General features: G+C 71.6%; 14 protein-coding genes and 1 riboswitch. Of the genes, 4 read left to right on the top strand and 10 right to left on the bottom strand.

Going from position 1 to position 16,741, the window contains the following annotated elements; translation table 11 throughout:
• Positions 1–44: 44 nt before the first annotated feature.
• The 5 genes from ACWDRB_RS04135 to ACWDRB_RS04115 form a co-directional block, all read right to left on the bottom strand.
• Positions 45–1,574, bottom strand: coding sequence for a M48 family metallopeptidase (locus ACWDRB_RS04135; RefSeq protein WP_449891799.1), 1,530 nt, complete (start codon positions 1,572–1,574; stop codon positions 45–47).
• Positions 1,575–1,585: 11 nt separating this feature from the next.
• Complete coding sequence (locus ACWDRB_RS04130) at positions 1,586–2,404, bottom strand: hypothetical protein (RefSeq protein ID WP_449891798.1); 819 nt, start codon at positions 2,402–2,404, stop codon at positions 1,586–1,588.
• A gap of 370 nt (positions 2,405–2,774) precedes the next feature.
• Positions 2,775–3,290, bottom strand: a complete 516-nt coding sequence (locus tag ACWDRB_RS04125; protein WP_449891797.1) for a C40 family peptidase — start codon at positions 3,288–3,290, stop codon at positions 2,775–2,777.
• A gap of 73 nt (positions 3,291–3,363) precedes the next feature.
• Positions 3,364–3,528, bottom strand: a riboswitch (cyclic di-AMP (ydaO/yuaA leader).
• A gap of 394 nt (positions 3,529–3,922) precedes the next feature.
• Positions 3,923–4,897, bottom strand: a complete 975-nt coding sequence (locus ACWDRB_RS04120) for an NlpC/P60 family protein (RefSeq protein ID WP_449891796.1) — start codon at positions 4,895–4,897, stop codon at positions 3,923–3,925.
• A 131-nt stretch (positions 4,898–5,028) separates the two neighbouring features.
• Entirely contained in the window at positions 5,029–6,351 is a 1,323-nt protein-coding gene (locus ACWDRB_RS04115) for an NYN domain-containing protein (RefSeq protein ID WP_449891795.1), read from the bottom strand.
• Positions 6,352–6,495: 144 nt separating this feature from the next.
• On the opposite strand from ACWDRB_RS04115, the gene ACWDRB_RS04110 reads away from it, so the two are divergent.
• Positions 6,496–7,557, top strand: a complete 1,062-nt coding sequence (locus tag ACWDRB_RS04110; RefSeq protein WP_449891794.1) for a phosphotransferase family protein — start codon at positions 6,496–6,498, stop codon at positions 7,555–7,557.
• Here the strand turns inward: ACWDRB_RS04110 and ACWDRB_RS04105 are convergent, their stop codons facing one another.
• Positions 7,558–8,205, bottom strand: coding sequence for a response regulator (locus tag ACWDRB_RS04105; protein WP_397365943.1), 648 nt, complete (start codon positions 8,203–8,205; stop codon positions 7,558–7,560).
• Entirely contained in the window at positions 8,202–9,413 is a 1,212-nt protein-coding gene (locus ACWDRB_RS04100; protein WP_449891793.1) for a sensor histidine kinase, read from the bottom strand. The genes ACWDRB_RS04105 and ACWDRB_RS04100 overlap by 4 nt, the downstream gene beginning before the upstream one ends.
• Positions 9,414–9,518: 105 nt before the next feature.
• Here ACWDRB_RS04100 and ACWDRB_RS04095 point away from each other — a divergent pair, with 105 nt between their 5' ends.
• From ACWDRB_RS04095 to ACWDRB_RS04085, 3 genes are read left to right on the top strand one after another with little or no spacing between them, the layout of a single operon-like run.
• Positions 9,519–9,746, top strand: coding sequence for a hypothetical protein (locus tag ACWDRB_RS04095; protein WP_350728950.1), 228 nt, complete (start codon positions 9,519–9,521; stop codon positions 9,744–9,746).
• The gene (locus ACWDRB_RS04090; protein ID WP_449891792.1) at positions 9,743–10,243 is read left to right on the top strand and encodes a PH domain-containing protein; all 501 of its coding nucleotides are present in this window, start codon (positions 9,743–9,745) and stop codon (positions 10,241–10,243) included. The genes ACWDRB_RS04095 and ACWDRB_RS04090 overlap by 4 nt, the downstream gene beginning before the upstream one ends.
• Positions 10,240–11,883, top strand: coding sequence for a PH domain-containing protein (locus ACWDRB_RS04085; protein ID WP_449891791.1), 1,644 nt, complete (start codon positions 10,240–10,242; stop codon positions 11,881–11,883). Before ACWDRB_RS04090 ends, ACWDRB_RS04085 begins: the two co-directional genes overlap by 4 nt.
• Before the next feature lie 210 nt (positions 11,884–12,093).
• Here the strand turns inward: ACWDRB_RS04085 and ACWDRB_RS04080 are convergent, their stop codons facing one another.
• The 3 genes from ACWDRB_RS04080 to ACWDRB_RS04070 form a co-directional block, all read right to left on the bottom strand.
• Complete coding sequence (locus ACWDRB_RS04080; protein WP_449891790.1) at positions 12,094–13,638, bottom strand: hypothetical protein; 1,545 nt, start codon at positions 13,636–13,638, stop codon at positions 12,094–12,096.
• 141 nt (positions 13,639–13,779) lie between these two features.
• A complete protein-coding gene (locus ACWDRB_RS04075; protein WP_449891789.1) occupies positions 13,780–15,219 on the bottom strand; it encodes a serine/threonine-protein kinase in 1,440 nt (479 codons plus the stop codon).
• Positions 15,209–16,714 carry a serine/threonine-protein kinase gene (locus ACWDRB_RS04070; protein WP_449891788.1) on the bottom strand — a complete coding sequence of 502 codons (1,506 nt, stop codon included), beginning with the start codon at positions 16,712–16,714 and terminating at the stop codon, positions 15,209–15,211. The genes ACWDRB_RS04075 and ACWDRB_RS04070 overlap by 11 nt, the downstream gene beginning before the upstream one ends.
• Positions 16,715–16,741 lie beyond the last annotated feature (27 nt).

Below are 16,741 nucleotides of genomic sequence, written 5' to 3'. Positions count from 1 at the left end.
CGCACGGGTCACCGCGCGTGTCACTGCACGTGTCACCGCACGGGTCACTGCACGGGGACGCCGTTCAGCTTGGCCCATGCACGGGCCATCGCGATGCGCTCGGGGCTGGAAGGATGGGACGCATAGAGCACATATTCCACCGCATCCGGCGACAAGTCGGAAATATTGGTGACTGCCAGGCGTTTCTGCATCGCTATGAACGTGGCCGGATCGTGCGTGAGGTCCAGCGCGTGCAGGTCGGCCCTGGCCTCGATGTGGCGGCTGATCAGGTTCTCGGCGGGGCTCATGAGCAGCGAGCCGAAGGTCATCAGGCCTATGACCGCGCCGACCGCGCGCGGATCGCCCAGGCCTGTGACGCCGGTGCGGCGGCGTACCAGGTCGAACACCCAGAACAGCAGGATCGCGCCCAGCGCGGCGCCCAGGGCGCCGATGAACGTGCCGTAGAGCACGTCGTCGGTCTTGGCGTGGCCCAGCTCGTGCGCCACGACCAGCTCGACCTCGGCCTTCGGGGCCTTGAGCAGCGTGTCGTAGACGACGATGCGGCGCGTGGCGCCGAACCCGGACACGTAGGCGTTCAGCGCCGTCGTCCTGCGGGAGGCGTCGGCGACCAGCACGTCCTCGACCGGCACGCCGTCCCGCTTGGCCATGTCCAGGAGCTCGGTGCGGAGCTGGCCCTGCTGCATGGTCGTGAAGTCGTTGAACAGCGGCTCGAACACCACCGGGTAGACGAACGACGCCAGCACCGTCAGCGCGAACGCGCCCACGGCGGCCGGGATCCACCACCGCCTGAACTTGCGGGCCAGCGCCACGAGCACCAGCAGCATCAGGCTGAGCATGAACGCGTCGACACCGATGTTCTTCAGCCGGTCGCTTGCCCATGACCCCCAGGTCTGGATGGACAGGCCGTAGCCGCGCAGCAGCGTCTCGCCCCAGATGGCGATCGGCAGCTTGATCAGCTGGGTGAAGAGGGTGATGACCACGACGCCCAGCACCACGCGGACCCACCAGGGGCCTTTGAGCCACGCCACCAGCTTCACGCCGAGCGGGGTGGCGACGAGCAGGCCGGCGATGATCAGCGTGAGGGCCAGCGAGAGGTAGCCGGGCAGGGTGCTGGCCGCGTCGAACGCCTCGGACCTGGCGATCTGCGCGGCGGTGAAGTCGCGGGCCGGGTCGGGTGGTCCGGAGGTCAGGAGGTGCCAGGGGGTGCTGAAGGCGGCCACGGCCGCGATCACCAGGCCGAGCAGCACGGCCGCCACCGCCGCCTGCCGCCTCAGCCGGTGCTCGCCGTCGGACTCCGGCGGCCCTCCCCCGTTCACGGACACACCCTCACCATGCCCCCGCCTTCCGCCGCCGCTCTCCCCCTTCACGAACACACCACCGCCGGCCACCGGACCCGCGCTCTCCCCTTTGACGGACGCGCCACCTCCGGACACCGGGCTGACGCCCTCCCCCTTTACTGACGCGCTCTCACCGTGACCGCGCGCCTCGCCACTCAGAGCCGCGGTGCCTTCGGCCTCCTCACCCTCCTTCGACGCCTCTTGCGACGCGTCGTCCACGTTCCGCCGTTCGCTCATCTGCCTCCCCCTCACGCGAGCTGGTCTCGCACGTAGTCGCGCCACCGTGCCGTCAGCGCGGCCGCGGAGAGGCCGAGCGCGGCGAGTGCTCGGTCTACGCCGCCCGCACGGGCGTCACGGTAGAGCCTCACCAGCGTCCTCTCACCGAACCGGTCAGCCAGGAAGCGACACGCCAGCCAAGCCTCCTGGTACGCCCGGGCGAGCCGGACGGGGTCCCGCCCGTCAGCCGCGAAAGCCGCAGGTCCGGGCAATTCCCTCGGCAGCCTCCCGGCCCGCACCTCGGCGGCGAGCTCGGCGGCCGCGGTCCTCACGGGGAGCCCGGAGTCGCGGTAGCCGACGTAGTCGGCGAACCCCTCATAGAGCCATGGGGGCAGGCGGTCGGTGCCGGCGACGACGTGGGTGAGCTCGTGGGTGAGTACGACGTCCTTGCCGGTGGAGTTCAGCTTGGCGAAGAACTCGGGGACGATGATCACGCGCCCGCGATCGGCCACCGCCGCCAGCCCGTCGACCCGCCCAACCCCGGCCAGCCCGGCCGCCTCGGCGGCGGACGAGGGAACGACTACGAGCGGTCGTACTGACCTTCCGAGCACGGCCGACACCCGCCGCCCCGCCCGATCAGCCCTCCGTGCGACGTCGCCGAGCTCGGCGGGTGCGGTGTGCCGGCCGACGACCACGGACCGCGCCCCACGGGCCACGACCTCGCCGTCACCCCACAGGCCGCGGACTCCGGCGGGAAGGATGGGGGAATCGGGGGTGGGGGCGCTGGCGGGGGCGACGGCGAGAAGCAGGACGGAGACGATCGCGGCCCGCCGACTCACCTGCCCTGACACGATGCCCGATCGTAGCCGCCCGCCGGCCCATGACCGGCCACTCCGCACCCCGAACTGCGCGCCCTTGAGAGCCGTCCACCCGCACCGCATGCGGTGGCTGCGTGCCAGAGGACCGCACACCGCGCCATCGGACGGGGAGCCTGGCCCGTGAGCCGTGACCCGAGCGTCATGAAACCGAGGGCCGTGAGCCGTGTGACCGTGTCGCCGAGGGGCCGTGGAGCCGAGGGGCCGTGGAGCCGAGGGGCCGTGGAGCCGTGGGTTGGGCGGCTGTGGGGCCATGTGCGGCGGGTGGTGCCGCCCGTGCTCCGCCGTAAGAAAAATGAAAGTAACAATGGGAGAGCCCCGCCCGGAGGAGCCGGGCGGGGCTTCTTCACATGCCGGGACGAACAGCGCCGACGAACGACGCCCGCCGCCATCCACCCAGCTTGTCGATGCGAACCCGTTCGCCTGTCCGAGGCGAGTGGACCATCTTGCCCTTGCCGACGTACATGCCCACGTGGCCGAGCCCTCTGAAGAACATCAGGTCGCCGGGCCGGAGGTTCCGCCACGAGATCTTGTTCTTGGTGCGGGCGAACTGGCTGGCCGCCACGCGTGGGAGCTTCACCCCGGCCTTCTTCCAGGCGAACTGGACGAGGCCGGAGCAGTCGAACGAACCGGGGCCTGTGCCTCCGTACCGGTACGGGTCACCGACCTGGTTCTTGGCCACGGCGACGGCCTTGCGGGCCTTCGCCTTCTGACGGGCGGCCTTGGCCGCCCTCAGCGCCGCGGCCGAGGTCGTCTTCGAGGTTCCGGCGGTTGCGGCCGCCTTGGTCGTCGAAGCCGAATCGGTCGTCGCAGCCTGAGCCGTTGGGGCATGGAGGATCGCACCTCCGGCCGTCACGGTCATCGTGAGCGCTACGCCACTCAGGGCAATGCGGGACAGACGGGGGTTATGCAGGGAGGTAGACAGGATTTCTCCTTGACTCTTCCACGAATGCCTACCGGGTTAGCTGACGGATTCGGGCCTGGAAGTCGCCCTACGGCGCGATGTGCGCGCCGATTCACCCCCTGATCCCTGGGGAACTGGGATCGCTGGGTCCCCGGCTCCGTGCCTCCTGGCTGCACGGATTCGGCAGGCCAACCGTCCCGACCAATGTGTTGATATGGGGACATTTGGGCGGTTGACCAGCGGATCTTTATCTGTCTCACACCGGGAAAGACCGGTGCGGGTTCGCGGGGGACATGGCTTGTTCACCGCGACGTCGCCAGAAGCTACGCCGAAGGGTCAAGGATCGGCAAAGCGGGACACCGCTTGTAAAGATCAGATAGTGGAGTCAGTAAGGAGGGAAATCCCTGCTGGAACACCAGGTTCCGTTACCAAAATGTGACGCTGCTCACATTTGTTTTCGCGCCCGTTTGTCAGGCCCCAAATGTCGCGTTTGTCACACTTGTTGTGACTCGTCAGGCGTGCTGGATCGTTCCCATCGCCCATCAACCGAACCTCGTTCGGCTGATGCGATCAACGATCCGGCGTCGTAGCTACGGGCGGATGGCGCCCACGAGGCGGCCGCCGTACGCCGAGAGTTTGACGACCTTGACCACGTCGCCCGTCTGCGGCGCGTGAACGATTTTCCCGTCGCCGGCGTAGATACTGACGTGACCCAGGCTCGAGCTGAAGATGAGGTCCCCCGGCTGGAGGGCGCTCAGTGAGACCTTGCGGCTCGCGCCCCAGGCCCACTGCTGCCAGGTCGTGCGCGGCAGCGACACGCCCGCGGCGCGCCACGACGCCTGGGTCAGGCCGGAGCAGTCCCAGCCGCCCGGACCCGTCCCGCCGAACACGTACGGCTTGCCCACCTGGGCGAAGGCGAAGCGCAGGACGGCGGCGGCGTTGCCCGAGGCCGGGCCCGTGTACTGGATGCCGACGCTGTTCGGGTTGCCGGGGTTGTAGGCGCCCAGCTTCTTCAGGAGCTTCTTCTGCTCGGAGATCAGCTTCATGATCTCCGAACGCTCCTTCTCGACCCCGTCCCGTTCCCGGTCGGCCGCCTCCAGCGCCTCTTCCGCCTTGTCGCGCTCGACCTTCAGCCCGCGGTTCTCCCGGTCGAACGCGGCCAGCTTCTCCGCCCGCTCCCGCGAGAGCTGCCCGGCCAGCGCCAGGCTCATCAGGAAGTCGTCGGGGCGGTCCGCGCTCACCAGGCCGGGCAGGGAGGTCACGTCGGTGCCGAGCTTGTAGCTGTCGACGGCCATGCCGATCACCTGGGCGCGCAGGTCCGCGACCGTCGCCAGCTTGGTCTTGTAGCGGTCGTTCAGCTTGGCGTAGGCGCCCTTGGCGGCCTTGTAGCGCTCGGTGGCCGTGTTGAAGCGGTCGACGACCTTGTCGGCCTTGTCGTTGAGCTTGTCGAGCTTGGCCTTGGCCTGTCCGAGGGTGGGCCGGGGATCAGCGACGGCGGCTCCCATGGGGGACAGGACCAGCCCGAACGCGAGACCCGCGGCCACCGGCACCCTGCCAAACCTCACTGTGTCGCCTCCCAGGGATGATATCTGGGGCGAATAGTACAGAAGTGGCGGGTGAGGTCACACGTTATCCGCCCAATTCGTAATATCCCTGGCACAGCGCGGCAAATCCGCACGTAAGGGGTGCAGGTAATCTAGGCCCGGCCCAGCCTGCGCAGCAGCAAACCAGACGGAACGGGTCTGGCTCCCATCCGCCTGACGGACTCGGCCACCTCGCGGTCCGACGACACCACGGCCATGGCCCGGCCGGGCGGCTCGGCGCGTACGAGCTGGCGGATCAGATCGTCGGCGATCTCCCCCGGCTGGCTGAACAGCACCCGCACCCCGCGCGGCGCCACGACCTGCACCGGGGAGTTGAGCTCGGCCCCGTCGAACACGACGGTGACCTCGACCCTGGTCTGCGCCACCAGCCCGCCGAGCCCGGTCATGAGCCGGGTGCGCTGGTCGGCGAGGGTGAGCGTGCCGTAGCCGGTCTTGGTCACGTTGTAGCCGTCGATGATCAGGTGGACCTGCGGCAGGGCCAGGAGCTGGTCGAGGAGCTGCGGGTCGTCGTCGGCCAGCGCCCGCGCGGGCACCCCCCGGACGCCGGGCCGCTCGCCGGTGACCGCGGCGACCGAGTCGGCGGGCCGGCTGATCATCGTGGGCAGGGCGAGCTCCCTGCGCAGCCCGGCCGAGGCGTCCTGCAGCGCGTCGAGCAGCACCCGGATGCGGGCGTCCTCGATGCTCCTGCCCTCGCGGGCGGCCCGGCGCGAGGCCTCCAGCTGCTTCTCCACGTCGGCCAGCCGCTCGCGCAGCCGCCGCAGCTCGGACTCGCCCGCGGTGCCCGCGGCCGTGGCGGCCGACCTGGCGTCCTCCGCCGCGTGCTCCATCTCGTCGGCCCGCTGCACCGCGCCCTTGGCCCGCTCGCGGGCGTCGTGGAGCTTGCGCCTCAAATCAGAATTTTCCGCCCGGGCCGCCTTGATCTGCTCGCGCAGCCGGTCGGCCTCCTCCTTGGCGGCGGTCTTCTGCGCGGCGAGCTGCTCGCGGAGCCGGGTGACGGCCTCCTCGCGCTCCGACCCCTCGGCCGCCACGGCCGACTGCACCAGGTCCGTACGGGCGACCTCGATCATCTCCGCCCAGCCGGGCGGGCGGGTGAGGTAGGCGGCCGCGGCCACGAGCACGGGGTCGGCGGCCGGTGGGACATTTCCCTCGGCCAGGGACGCCACCAATTCGGGCCAGCCGGCCTCCACCGATTCGGCCACCAGCTCGCGGAACTTCTTGTCGTTCTCGAGCTGCGCCGCGATGGGCGCGCTGCCGAGTTTGGCGCGTTTTCGGGGGTCGAACTTGGCGATCCCGCGAAGGGGCGGCGGTATGGAGGCAGCGGGCATCGTCCCGAGGACCTGGGACGCCAGATCGACGACATTGAGCCGCACCTGCTCGGGAAGCGGGCGAGACAGGCCTTCACCCGCTGAACTCATCCCACTTGTCCCTTCGTGACATGCCCTTTCAGACAAGGGTACGGCTGCCGCGTACCTGACCGTAACGGCCACCTCTCTCTAGACAAGCGCTTGGTTGGGGATATACGACTGAGCCGGGACGGGTGTTCACCCAGGAGGCCGACCATGGCAGAAGAGATCCGCACCTCCACCCGTGACCTGGTGGAACTGCGCGACAGTCTGGCCCGCTGGCTGCGCGGGAGGGTCGGGGCGAGCGCCTCGGTGTCTGAAGTGTCCAGGCCCGCCGAGAACGGCATGTCCAGCGAGACCCTGTTCTTCACCGCGACCTGGGACGAAGGGCGAACGCGCTGCGTAGCCAGGCTCGCACCTGCGGTAGAAGCCGTTCCCGTGTTCCCCTCGTATGATCTTCGGGCGCAGTTCGAGATCATGCGCCTGGCCAGGCAGAAAGCTGGGATCCCAGCGCCCAGGGCCCTCTGGTTCGAGCCGGACCCGGAACACCTGGGCACGCCGTTCCTCGTCATGGAGCGCGAGGACGGCGACGTGCCGCCGGACGTGATGCCGTACACGTTCGGGAGCTGGCTGCTCGACGCGGCGCCCGCGGACCGGCGCAGGCTGCAGGACGCCGGTGTGGCGGTCCTGGCGGCGCTGCACCGGGCGGAGTTCACGCCCGCGGAGCTGGCCCCGTTCGGGGCCGCCGGGTTGCGCGCGCACGTCGAGGCGCAGCGGGAGTACTACGAGTGGGCCCACGGCGAGCGGCCGATCCCGGTGCTGGACCGGGCCTTCCGGTGGCTCGAGTCGCACTGGCCGCAGGAGCCCGGGCCGGACGTGCTGTGCTGGGGCGACGCCAGGATCGGGAACATGATGTTCAGGGACTTCACCCCGGTCGCGGTGCTCGACTGGGAGATGGCCGCGGTGGGGCCGCCCGAGCTGGACCTGTCCTGGATGATCTTCCTCCACCGCTTCTTCCAGGACATCACGGTCTCCGCAGGCTTTCCTGGCATGCCCGACTTCATGCGCAGCGAAGACGTTTGCAGGAAATATCAGGAAATCACGGGGTACGAGCCTCGCGACATGGACTTCTACGAGATGTACGCGGCGCTCCGGCACGGCATCGTCATGGCCAGGGTGTGGCAGCGCCGGATCCACTTCGGCGAGCAGCCCAGGCCCGACGACCCCAACGACCTGGTGCTGCACCGGGCCACGATCGAGGAGCTCCTGACCCGCTGACTACGTGCCGGCGTCGTAGACCAGCAGCGCGACCTGGACCCGGTTGTTGAGGTCGAGCTTGGACAGGATGCGCGAGACGTGCGCCTTGACCGTGGGCACGCTCATGTAGAGCTCCCGCGCGATCTCGGCGTTGGACCTGCCCTGCCCCACGGCCAGCGCCACCTCCCGCTCCCGCTCGCTGAGCCGGCCGAGCAGCTTCCTCGCCCGTGAGGTACGGTCTCCCGCGGCGCCGTCGGACACGTGCGTGATGAGCTGCCGCGTCACCGCGGGCGACAGGATCGGCTCGCCCGCGGCCACCTTCCTGATGGCCTGCACCAGGTCGCCCGGCGCGATGTCCTTCAGCAGGAACCCCGCCGCCCCCGCCCGCAGCGCCCGCAGCACCTGCGCGTCGGCGTGGAACGTGGTCAGCACCACCACCTCGGGCGGCGCGGACGTGCCGCGCAGCGCCTCGGTGGCGGTGAGCCCGTCGACGCCCGGCATGCGGATGTCCATCAGCACCACGTCGGGCCGGTGCTCGGCCACCAGCGGCGGCACCTCGGACCCGTCGCCGGCCTCGGCCACGATCATGATGTCCTCGGCGCCGCCCAGGATCATCGACAGCCCCGCCCGCACCATCGCGTCGTCGTCGACGATCAGCAGCCTGATCATGCGTCCTCCCGAGTCGTCTCCACCGGCCAGGGTAGCCACGCGCGCACCACGAACTCGCCGTCCTGCGTCGCGCCGTGCTCCAGCCGCCCGCCCGCCAGCTCGGCGCGTTCGGTCAGCCCGATGAGCCCGGCCCCGGCGCCCGGGATGTACGGGACGTGGCGCACCCCCACGGGATTGCGCACCTCCGCCGACAGCCCCTCGCCCCGCGTGCCCGAGACGGCGACCGCCACGGGCGCCCCGCCCGCGTGCTTGCGCGCGTTGGTGAGCGCCTCCTGGACGATGCGGTAGACGTTGCGGCCGAGCCCTTCCGGCGCGTCGCCGCCGGCGCGCAGGTCGAGCCGGACGTCCATGCCCGCATGGCGGCACTCCTCGACCAGCGTGGGCAGGTCGGCGAGCGTGGGCTGCGGCCGGTCGGGCACCGGGTCGTCGTCGCCGCCCGGCCCCGCGTGGCGCAGCACGCCGATGACCTCGCGCAGGTCCTGCAGTGCCAGGTGGGCGTTGGTCCTGATCGCCCCGGCCGCCCTGGCGATCTCCTCGGCGGGCGCGTCCGGCCGGAACTCCAGCGCGCCGGCGTGCAGGCTGAGCATGGAGATGCGGTGCGCGAGCACGTCGTGCATCTCCCGGGCGATGCGCTCGCGTTCGAGCCGCTTGGCCTCCTCCGCGGCGCTGTCGGCCCGCTGCCTGAGCGACCAGACGAGCTGCCGCCGGGCCCTGACCACGACGCCCCACGCGAACACGGTCAGCATCAGCGCCAGGGACAAGGCCACCATCTCGCCGCGCTCCGCGTCGGTGTGGTATCGCAGCAGGATGAACGGCACGAGCGTGACGAGGGAGAACAGCATGACCGGGCCGGAGACCTTGAACGGCCGGTGCACCGCCACGGTGAACAGCCCGACGACCGAGGCCCCGCCGGCGAGCTCCAGATAGGACGAGAGCAGGGTGGCCACCAGCGCGAACCCCACCGGCCAGCGCCGCCGCAGCCACACCGCCACGCACGACAGCGCGCCCACCACCTGCTCCAGCAGCTGCAGCGGCTCCGGCTCGTCCTGGAGCTCCGGCAGGGTCATGACCGTGATGCCGCACGCGAGCAGGAACATGACGATGTCGACGATCCAGTCGCGGGTCGAGCGGCGCACCCGGCCGCCCTCCCTGCCGTCGCCGAGCAGCACCGACGGCAGCGCCCACCGGTATTCGTGCGTCACGTTCATCGAGATTAGGCCCTGCCGAGGGTACGACGACAGCGACCAAAGTAGCTGCCGCGCGAGACCTACGGCCGACGCGGCCCCCGTGACCCGTGGACGACGCTGGGGACCATGAAAATGGTGCTGACGCTGCTCGGCTGGCTGCTGCTCCTGCAGGGAGTGGGCGGCCTGCTGAACACCCTGTTCGGTTGGTGGCGGTGGGCGCACGACCTGCTCGTGGTCAACCGGCTGCCGTTCCTGGAGGGCTACGAGGTGTTCGCGGCCATCGTGATCGGCGTGCTCGGGTTCGTGCTGCTGGCCGTGGTCGACTCGGGCAAGAACGCGGAGAGCGGCAGATGAACGCGGGCACGCCGGCCGGGCTGCGGCCGCCGCGCAACCAGGCCGATCCGCGGGCGGTCGCCTGGTGGACGGTGCAGGGGCTGATCCTCTTGGTGCCGGTGGCCGCCGCCGCGGTGGCGGCGTACTGGATCCTCACCTCGCGGCCGGTCTGGCTGGGGGCGTGCGTGGCGCTCTTCGCGGCGGGCTGCGTGGCGCTGGCCGTCCTGGCGCCGCGGGCCACCTACCGGGTGGAGCGCTGGGAGGTCACCGACCAGGCGGTCTACACCCGCAAGGGGTGGCTGACCCACACCTGGCGGGTGGCGCCGATGTCGCGGATCCAGCGGGTTGACACCGCGCGGGGGCCGGTGCAGCGGATGTTCGGGCTCGCGGACGTCACGGTGACCACGGCCTCCTCCGCGGGGGCCATCAAGATCGAGGCGCTGGACCACGCGGTGGCGGCCGAGCTGGCCGAACGCCTCACCGCCCTCACCCAGGCCACGCCGGGGGACGCCACGTGAACGACGACCCCCTTCTTGAGGAGGGCTGGCGGCGGCTGGCGGGGCGGAGCCTCCTGGCCTCGGCGGTCAAGTCGCTGGCGATCGTCGCCGGCGTGGTGGCCGGTCTCCTGCGCTTCCTGACGAGCCGGGACTGGCCGATCGGCGGGATCGCGGCGGTCTGCGCGGCGGCCGCGACGCTGGTCGTCTCCGCCGTGGTGGCGTATGACGTGGCCAGGCTCCGTACGACGCGCTGGCGGCTCACCCGGGAACGCCTCGAACTGCGCTCGGGCATCACTCTCCGCCGGCACCGCTCGATCCCGCTGGACCGGGTCCGCAGCGTGAACCTGCGGGCCGACCCGGTGGCGCGGGTGTTCGGCCTGACCGTGGTCAAGGTGGGCACGGGCGAGCACGCGGCCGAGGGGACCGAGCTCGTGCTCGACCCGCTGGCCAGGCACGAGGCGGAGTCGCTGCGCCGTACCCTGCTGCGCCAGGACGAGCGGCCCGCGGCCGGCGACGGGCCGCTGGCGGAGCTGCGCTGGTCGTGGATCCGGTACGCGCCGCTGTCGCTGTGGTCGTTCACGGGGGCCGCGCTGGTGCTCGGGGCGCTCTACAAGGCGCTGAACTCGTTCGGGGCCAAGAGGCTCGTCACAGAGGCGGCCGACGGGCTGTGGGACTGGGTGACGGCGCGGCCGCTGGTGGCGGTCCCGCTGATCCTCGCGGTGAACCTGGCCGTCGGCGTCCTGGGCGCCGTCCTGCTGTTCGCCGAGTCGTGGGGACGTTACCGGCTGGAACGCGAGCCCGGCCGCCTCCGCCTCCGCCGCGGCCTGCTGACCACCCGGTCCCTGACCTTGGAGGAGCGCAGGCTGCGCGGCGTGGAGATCAGCGAGCCGCTGCTGCTGAGGCTGGGCGGCGGGGCCCGCGTCAAGACCATCGCCACGGGGCTCGGCAAGGCGGACGAGCACGAGACCGAGGACACCGCCGCCCTCACCCCTCCCCTCCCCCGCGCCCTGGCCTGGTCCCTCGCCGCCAAGATCGCCAACACCCCCGCCGCACCACCGACTCCCGTCACGCCCCGGACGGATGCGCTCGGCCTGCCCGGCCACGGCGCGGCCCCGGGCCGGCACCGGGCGACCGAGCGTGACGCGGGCGAAGCCGCCGGACCGGACGCCGCCGCGGGCGGGCCGGCGATGGGCACGCTGGTGCCGCATCCGGCGGCGGCCGGGCGGCGGCGGATCGTGCGGGCGCTGGTGACGGTGGCCGTGCTGGCCGCGGCCGCCGGCCTGGCGTCCTGGCTGCTGCCGTGGCAGTGGTCCCGGGCCGCCGTCTGGGCGATCCCCGCGCTGGCGCTGCCGTTCGGGATGTGGCTGGCCGTGGAGAGCGCCAGAAGCCTCGGCCACGCGCTCGGCCGCCGCCACCTCCTCACGAGGCAGGGCGCGGTGGTACGCAGGACGATCGCGCTCGACCGCAGAGGCGTCTCCGGCTGGACGATCACCGAGTCGTACTTCCAGCGCCGCAGCGGCCTGCTGACCGTCTCCGCCGCCACCGCCGCGGGCAAGGGCCACTACGACGTGGTGGACGTGGACCGCGACGACGGCCTGGAGCTGGCGGCGCTGGCGGTTCCGGGCCTGCTCGAACCGTTCCTGGTCCGGGAAAAGAAATGAGCCGCGTGATCCCCCTCGGTTTGCCCATGCCCCTGTACTGGACAAACGTGATCGCGCGGCTCAGGTCCTGCAAGACATAAAGGTATTTGTCGCGCTTGCAAGCGGGTTGCAGCTCCATTAACCGTTGACAGGATGCTCCGTCAGGGGGATGTTTCCCGCGCGCGGCCGTCACCGAGGAGGGGCGCCACGCCCCTCCTCGACCGGGTCTGCCTAACTGCCCGCGGGCTGCTTCGCCAGCTGGGCCATGAACGCCTCGGCCACGGTGACCACGCCGTCCATCGCCTCCTTCTGCGGCATGAACACGACCTTGGGCGAGGTGGCCGGCTCCTTCTCGGGCCGCTGGTGGCCGGAGAAGTCGATCCTGACGACCACCGGGCCCTTGCGCATCAGCACCGTGCCGGTGGACGCGGAGACCTCGCGGCTGTGCCGGTTCTGGATGAACTGCTGGTACGCCTGATCGCCCATCCCCTTGATATCGGTGAGCTTGCCCCAGGAGATGCCGCCGATGGACGACTCCTCGAACTGCTTGTCGCCGCCCCGCTCGCTGGCGTAGTAGCTCACGGCCGCGCCCTCGTCGGCGGCGCCCGCCCGGTTGGTGAACCGGTGCACGGTGATCAGGACGCTGCGGATCTTCCTGATCCCCTCGCCCGCGCCGGGCACGTCCAGGTTCAGCCAGCGGCACTCGGTCTGGGCGTCGGAGCCGGCCTCGGTGCCGCGCGCCCTGGTGGTGGGCTCGGGCACGAGCCGCGTGGCCACCTCGGTCACGGCCCCGCACTCTCCGGGGAAGGCCGCCAGGACGGTCGGCGAGGGCTCGGGGCTCGCGCTCGTACTCGTACTCGGCGAGGCGGGGGCCTGCGACGGCTCCGGCTCGGCCAGCACGTTCGGGTGCTGCGCCTGCCAGGCCGCCATGCCCTTGGCGAAGAAGCCGGCCAGCCGGCTCACCTCGCGGATCGCGTTGTCCTCGGTGATCGACTGCGTGGTCTCGCTGGTCAGGATCGCCGCGTCCTTGCGCTGCTGGCCCGCCTGGTACTTGATCTCGATCGTCATGTCGCCGACCCGGGCGTTGGCCTGGCCGTAGGAGTACCACAGCAGCTTGCCGCTGCGGCGCCAGGTGTACTGGGCGTGCGCGGCGTCACCGACGCCCTGGATCTCCTTGATCGGGGAGACGTACTCCTTCTCGTCGGGCTTGAGCGAGGGCTTGGCGGTCGCGGCGTACCTGTCGCCGCCGTAGTCGACCTCGTACGAGTTCTGCGCCATGGACCTGCCGGTCTTGGCGCCGTCGGCCTTGTGCTGTTCGATCCGGACGTCGATCTCCCTGCTGCGCCAGAACTCGCCGAACGAGATGCGCCGGTTCTCCCATTTGCAGGTGAAGGAGATCGTGTAGTCGCCTTCCCTGGAGTCCTTGGTGACGGTCGCGCCGGGCACGAGCCGGTCGGCCTCCTCCGCGGACAGCATGGCGCACACGTCCAGGCCGACGGGCGCCGAGGAGGCGGCCCGCGACGGCCGCTCGCTCTGCGCCGCGGGCGGCTGGGAGGGGCGCGAGACCTTGCTGACCACGAAGTACGCGCCCACCCCGCCCATCGCGACCAGCACCACGATGGCGGCGGCCAGCGTGGGCAGCAGCCAGGCGGGCCGCCGGGGCGGCGGTGGCGGTGGCATCGGAGGCAGGGTCGGCGGCTGGGTGGGCGGCTCGAAGCGCCTGCCCGGCACCTGGTAAGGGGTGGTGGACGGCTCCCACTCGCTGCCGGGGTTCACTGGGACTCCTGGGGTTGCCCTGACTTGCGGGGAAACATGCTAGTCATCCCCCTTGCAAGGTACTTGCAGCACTCCAGCCCATTCTGGCAGCGGCCCCTCCCCGACGGCGCCCACTTCGAACGGCACGGTGCTCCGACGGGCTCACTTCGACAGGGCGGCCGAGACCAGGCGGGCGACGGCGAGGGCGGGCTCCTTGTCCGCCGGGGCGCTGACCGGAACGTTCTCGCGGTGCCAGACCACCTCGCCGAGCACGTTGCTCGTACGGAAGAGCACCGTGCTGTCGGACGAGCCCGTCGCGTCGCTGTTGATGTAGGCCTTGAAGCTGTTCTGGATGATCGCCGACTCCCCGACCTCCGGGACGTCGGAGACCGAGCCGCGGACCTCGCGCATCACGGTGCCCTCCGCGCCGGTGCGGCCGGTCTTCTCGCTGGCGAAGCGGCGCTGCGCCACCTGGGGGCCGCCGAGATCGCCGTCGGGCCGCTCCGCCCAGGCGCGGACGACGATGCGACGGCGGCCGTCCTCCCCGCCGTCACGCAGGATCCACTGGCACTCGCCCGGCCGGGTGGCCTCGCGCGACGGCTTGGCCTTCATGATCCGGGCGGCCTGCTCGTCGGTGAGCAGCTTGCAGGGATCGGGCGCCTTGGCGAACCTCCCGGTCTCAGGCCCCTTGCCCAGTGCGCCCGCGGCGTACCAGCCGCCCGCGCCCAGCACCACGGCGGCGGCCAGCACGACGGGCACCAGCCACCGGCGGCGCCGGGGCACGGGGGCGGGCCCGGCCAGGGCGCTCAGCGCCTGGCGGACCTGGGCCGCCGTGGGGCGGGCCGCCGGGCTCTTGGCGAGCATGGCCATGAGCAGGCCGCCGAAGTCGCGGCCCGCCCTGACCGGCGACGGCGGCTCGTGCAGCAGCACCGCCGCCGTCACCGCCGCGGGCAGCGCCCGCTCGAACGGCGCACGCCCCTCCACCGCGGTGTAGAGGCTGGCGCCGAGCGACCACAGGTCGGACGCCGGGCTGGAGGGCTCCTCGTTGAGCCGCTCGGGCGCCATGTAGCCGGGCGAGCCCGCGCCGCCGAACCTGCCGCCCTGACCGCCCATCGGCGTCGCGATGCCGAAGTCGGTGAGCATGGCGGAGCCGTCGAAGTCGAGCAGGATGTTCGCGGGCTTGACGTCCTGGTGGAGCATCCCGTGGGCGTGGGCGACCTCCAGCGCCGACAGCACGCGCAGCCCGACCGCGGCCACGAACCCGGGCGGCAGCGGCCCCTGATCCTTGATCACCTTGTCCAGCGAGCGGCCGGTGACCAGGTCCATGATGATCCACGGCTGGCCGCCCTCCAGGACGACGTCGTGCACCAGCACGATCGCCGGGTCACGCAGCCGTCCGGCCGACCTGGCCTCGTGGATCGCCATGTCGGCGAACTCGGCCCGCTCCCGCGGGGTGAGCCCCTCCGGCACGCGTACCTGCTTGGCCGCGACCTGACGGTCGAGGATCTCGTCGATGGCCCGCCACACCGTGCCCGCGCCGCCCTGTCCGAGCCGCTCGATGAGACGGTAGCGGCCGGCCAGCAGATAGAGGTCATCCGGCATTGCGCAACGCCTGCTCGCTCGTCTGCGCCGCTTTCAGCGCCCGCTGCTTGATCTCCTCGTCGGTGGGTTTGTCCCCGAGGGTGGTGAACTGCACGGTGACCACCAGGTTGGCCAGGCGGTAGTAGATCTGGGAGGTGTGCACGCGGCCCGTGGGGCCCTTCAGCTCGAAGCCGAACGCCTCCTCGCCGACGCCGGCGATCTCGCGGACCGGGGTGCGCGTGGCCCGCTGCGAGGTCTTCGCGCCGATCTCGTCCCAGGTCCAGTCGACCGTGCCGGTCCTCGTCCACCAGCTCTTCTGGCCCTTGAAGAGCGCGCCGGCCGTGGCCGGGGTCATCGACCACGGGTCGACGGTGTCGGAGTCCTTCTGCACCTGCAGGCCCACACCCGTGTTGGCGAGCGTCCAGCCGCACTTGGGGCCGTCGCCGTCGGAGCTCGCCTGCGCCTTGGGCGGGCTCTGCGTACGCAGCAGCGCGCCCACCTCCTCCTGGCTGATCAGCTTGCACACGTCCATGGGCACGGTGAACGCGGCCGGCACCGCGCCCGCCCGGTCCCTGAGGACGAGGAAGGCGGTCGCGCCGCCCGCGCCGAGCACGAGCGCCGTCGCCGCGGCGATCCAGATCGCGGCCCTGCCGGGCCGCTTGACCCTGGTCGGCGCGGTCACGTCCTGGTTGACGGGCAGGTGCGGGGCATGCCCGCCGGCGGCCACCTGCCGGAGCGCGGACACGATCACCCGGGGGTCGGGGCGGGCGGCCGGCTGGTGCGCCATCATGACCGCCAGCAGCGGCCCCAGCGGCCCCGGAGCGGCCGGTACGGGCTCCGTCAGCGTGGCCCGCACCCGCTGGGCCGCCGACCCCCCGTAGGCCGGCGCGCCCGTCAGCGCGACGTAGAGCGTGGCGCCGAGCGACCACACGTCGCTGGCGGGCCCGCCCGGCTCGCCGGCCAGCCGCTCGGGCGCGATGAACCCGGGCGAACCGATCATCAGCCCCTGCTCGGTGAGCGTGGCCTGGCCCTCCTGCCGGGCGATGCCGAAGTCGGTGAGGACCACCCGCCCGCTCTCGGTCAGGAACACGTTGCCCGGCTTGACGTCGCGGTGCTGCATCCCCAGCGCGTGTGCCGCGATCAGCGCCTCCAGCACGTCGGCGCCGACCCGCGCGGCATGATCGGCCGGCATGGGTCCGAACTCGCGGACCGTCTCACCCAGCGTGCGGCCCCGCAGCAGCTCCATGACCAGCCAGGGCCGCTCCTGCTCGACGACCACGTCGTGCAGCGCCACGATGCCGGGATGGCGCAGCCGCGCCGTGGCCTGCGCCTCGCGCACGGCCCGCATCACCGAGTCGGAGCGCTCCTTGGGCGACATGCCCTCGGCCAGCGTGAGCTCCTTGACCGCCACCTCGCGGTCGAGCATCTCGTCCCTGGCCAGCCACACCTTCCCCATGCCGCCCGCGCCGAGCGGGCGCAACAGGGCATAGCGGCCGGCAAGTCTTCCCGAGGACATACAGGGAAGGGTAACTAAGGATCAAGA

It is taken from the genome of Nonomuraea sp. NPDC003707, from assembly GCF_053587055.1.
Note: the sequence above shows the minus strand (reverse complement) of the source record. Positions and strands in the feature narration are given on the sequence as shown.

Bases quoted from the DNA above. Each gene is read 5' to 3' on its own strand.
- ACWDRB_RS04115 (WP_449891795.1), bottom strand. From the start codon at position 6,351: ATGAGTTCAGCGGGTGAAGGCCTGTCTCGCCCGCTTCCCGAGCAGGTG.
- ACWDRB_RS04105 (WP_397365943.1), bottom strand. From the start codon at position 8,205: ATGATCAGGCTGCTGATCGTCGACGACGACGCGATGGTGCGGGCGGGG.
- ACWDRB_RS04135 (WP_449891799.1), bottom strand. From the start codon at position 1,574: ATGAGCGAACGGCGGAACGTGGACGACGCGTCGCAAGAGGCGTCGAAG.
- ACWDRB_RS04075 (WP_449891789.1), bottom strand. From the start codon at position 15,219: ATGCCGGATGACCTCTATCTGCTGGCCGGCCGCTACCGTCTCATCGAG.
- ACWDRB_RS04070 (WP_449891788.1), bottom strand. From the start codon at position 16,714: ATGTCCTCGGGAAGACTTGCCGGCCGCTATGCCCTGTTGCGCCCGCTC.
- ACWDRB_RS04125 (WP_449891797.1), bottom strand. From the start codon at position 3,290: ATGACCGTGACGGCCGGAGGTGCGATCCTCCATGCCCCAACGGCTCAG.
- ACWDRB_RS04110 (WP_449891794.1), top strand. From the start codon at position 6,496: ATGGCAGAAGAGATCCGCACCTCCACCCGTGACCTGGTGGAACTGCGC.
- ACWDRB_RS04090 (WP_449891792.1), top strand. From the start codon at position 9,743: ATGAACGCGGGCACGCCGGCCGGGCTGCGGCCGCCGCGCAACCAGGCC.
- ACWDRB_RS04095 (WP_350728950.1), top strand. From the start codon at position 9,519: ATGAAAATGGTGCTGACGCTGCTCGGCTGGCTGCTGCTCCTGCAGGGA.
- ACWDRB_RS04100 (WP_449891793.1), bottom strand. From the start codon at position 9,413: ATGAACGTGACGCACGAATACCGGTGGGCGCTGCCGTCGGTGCTGCTC.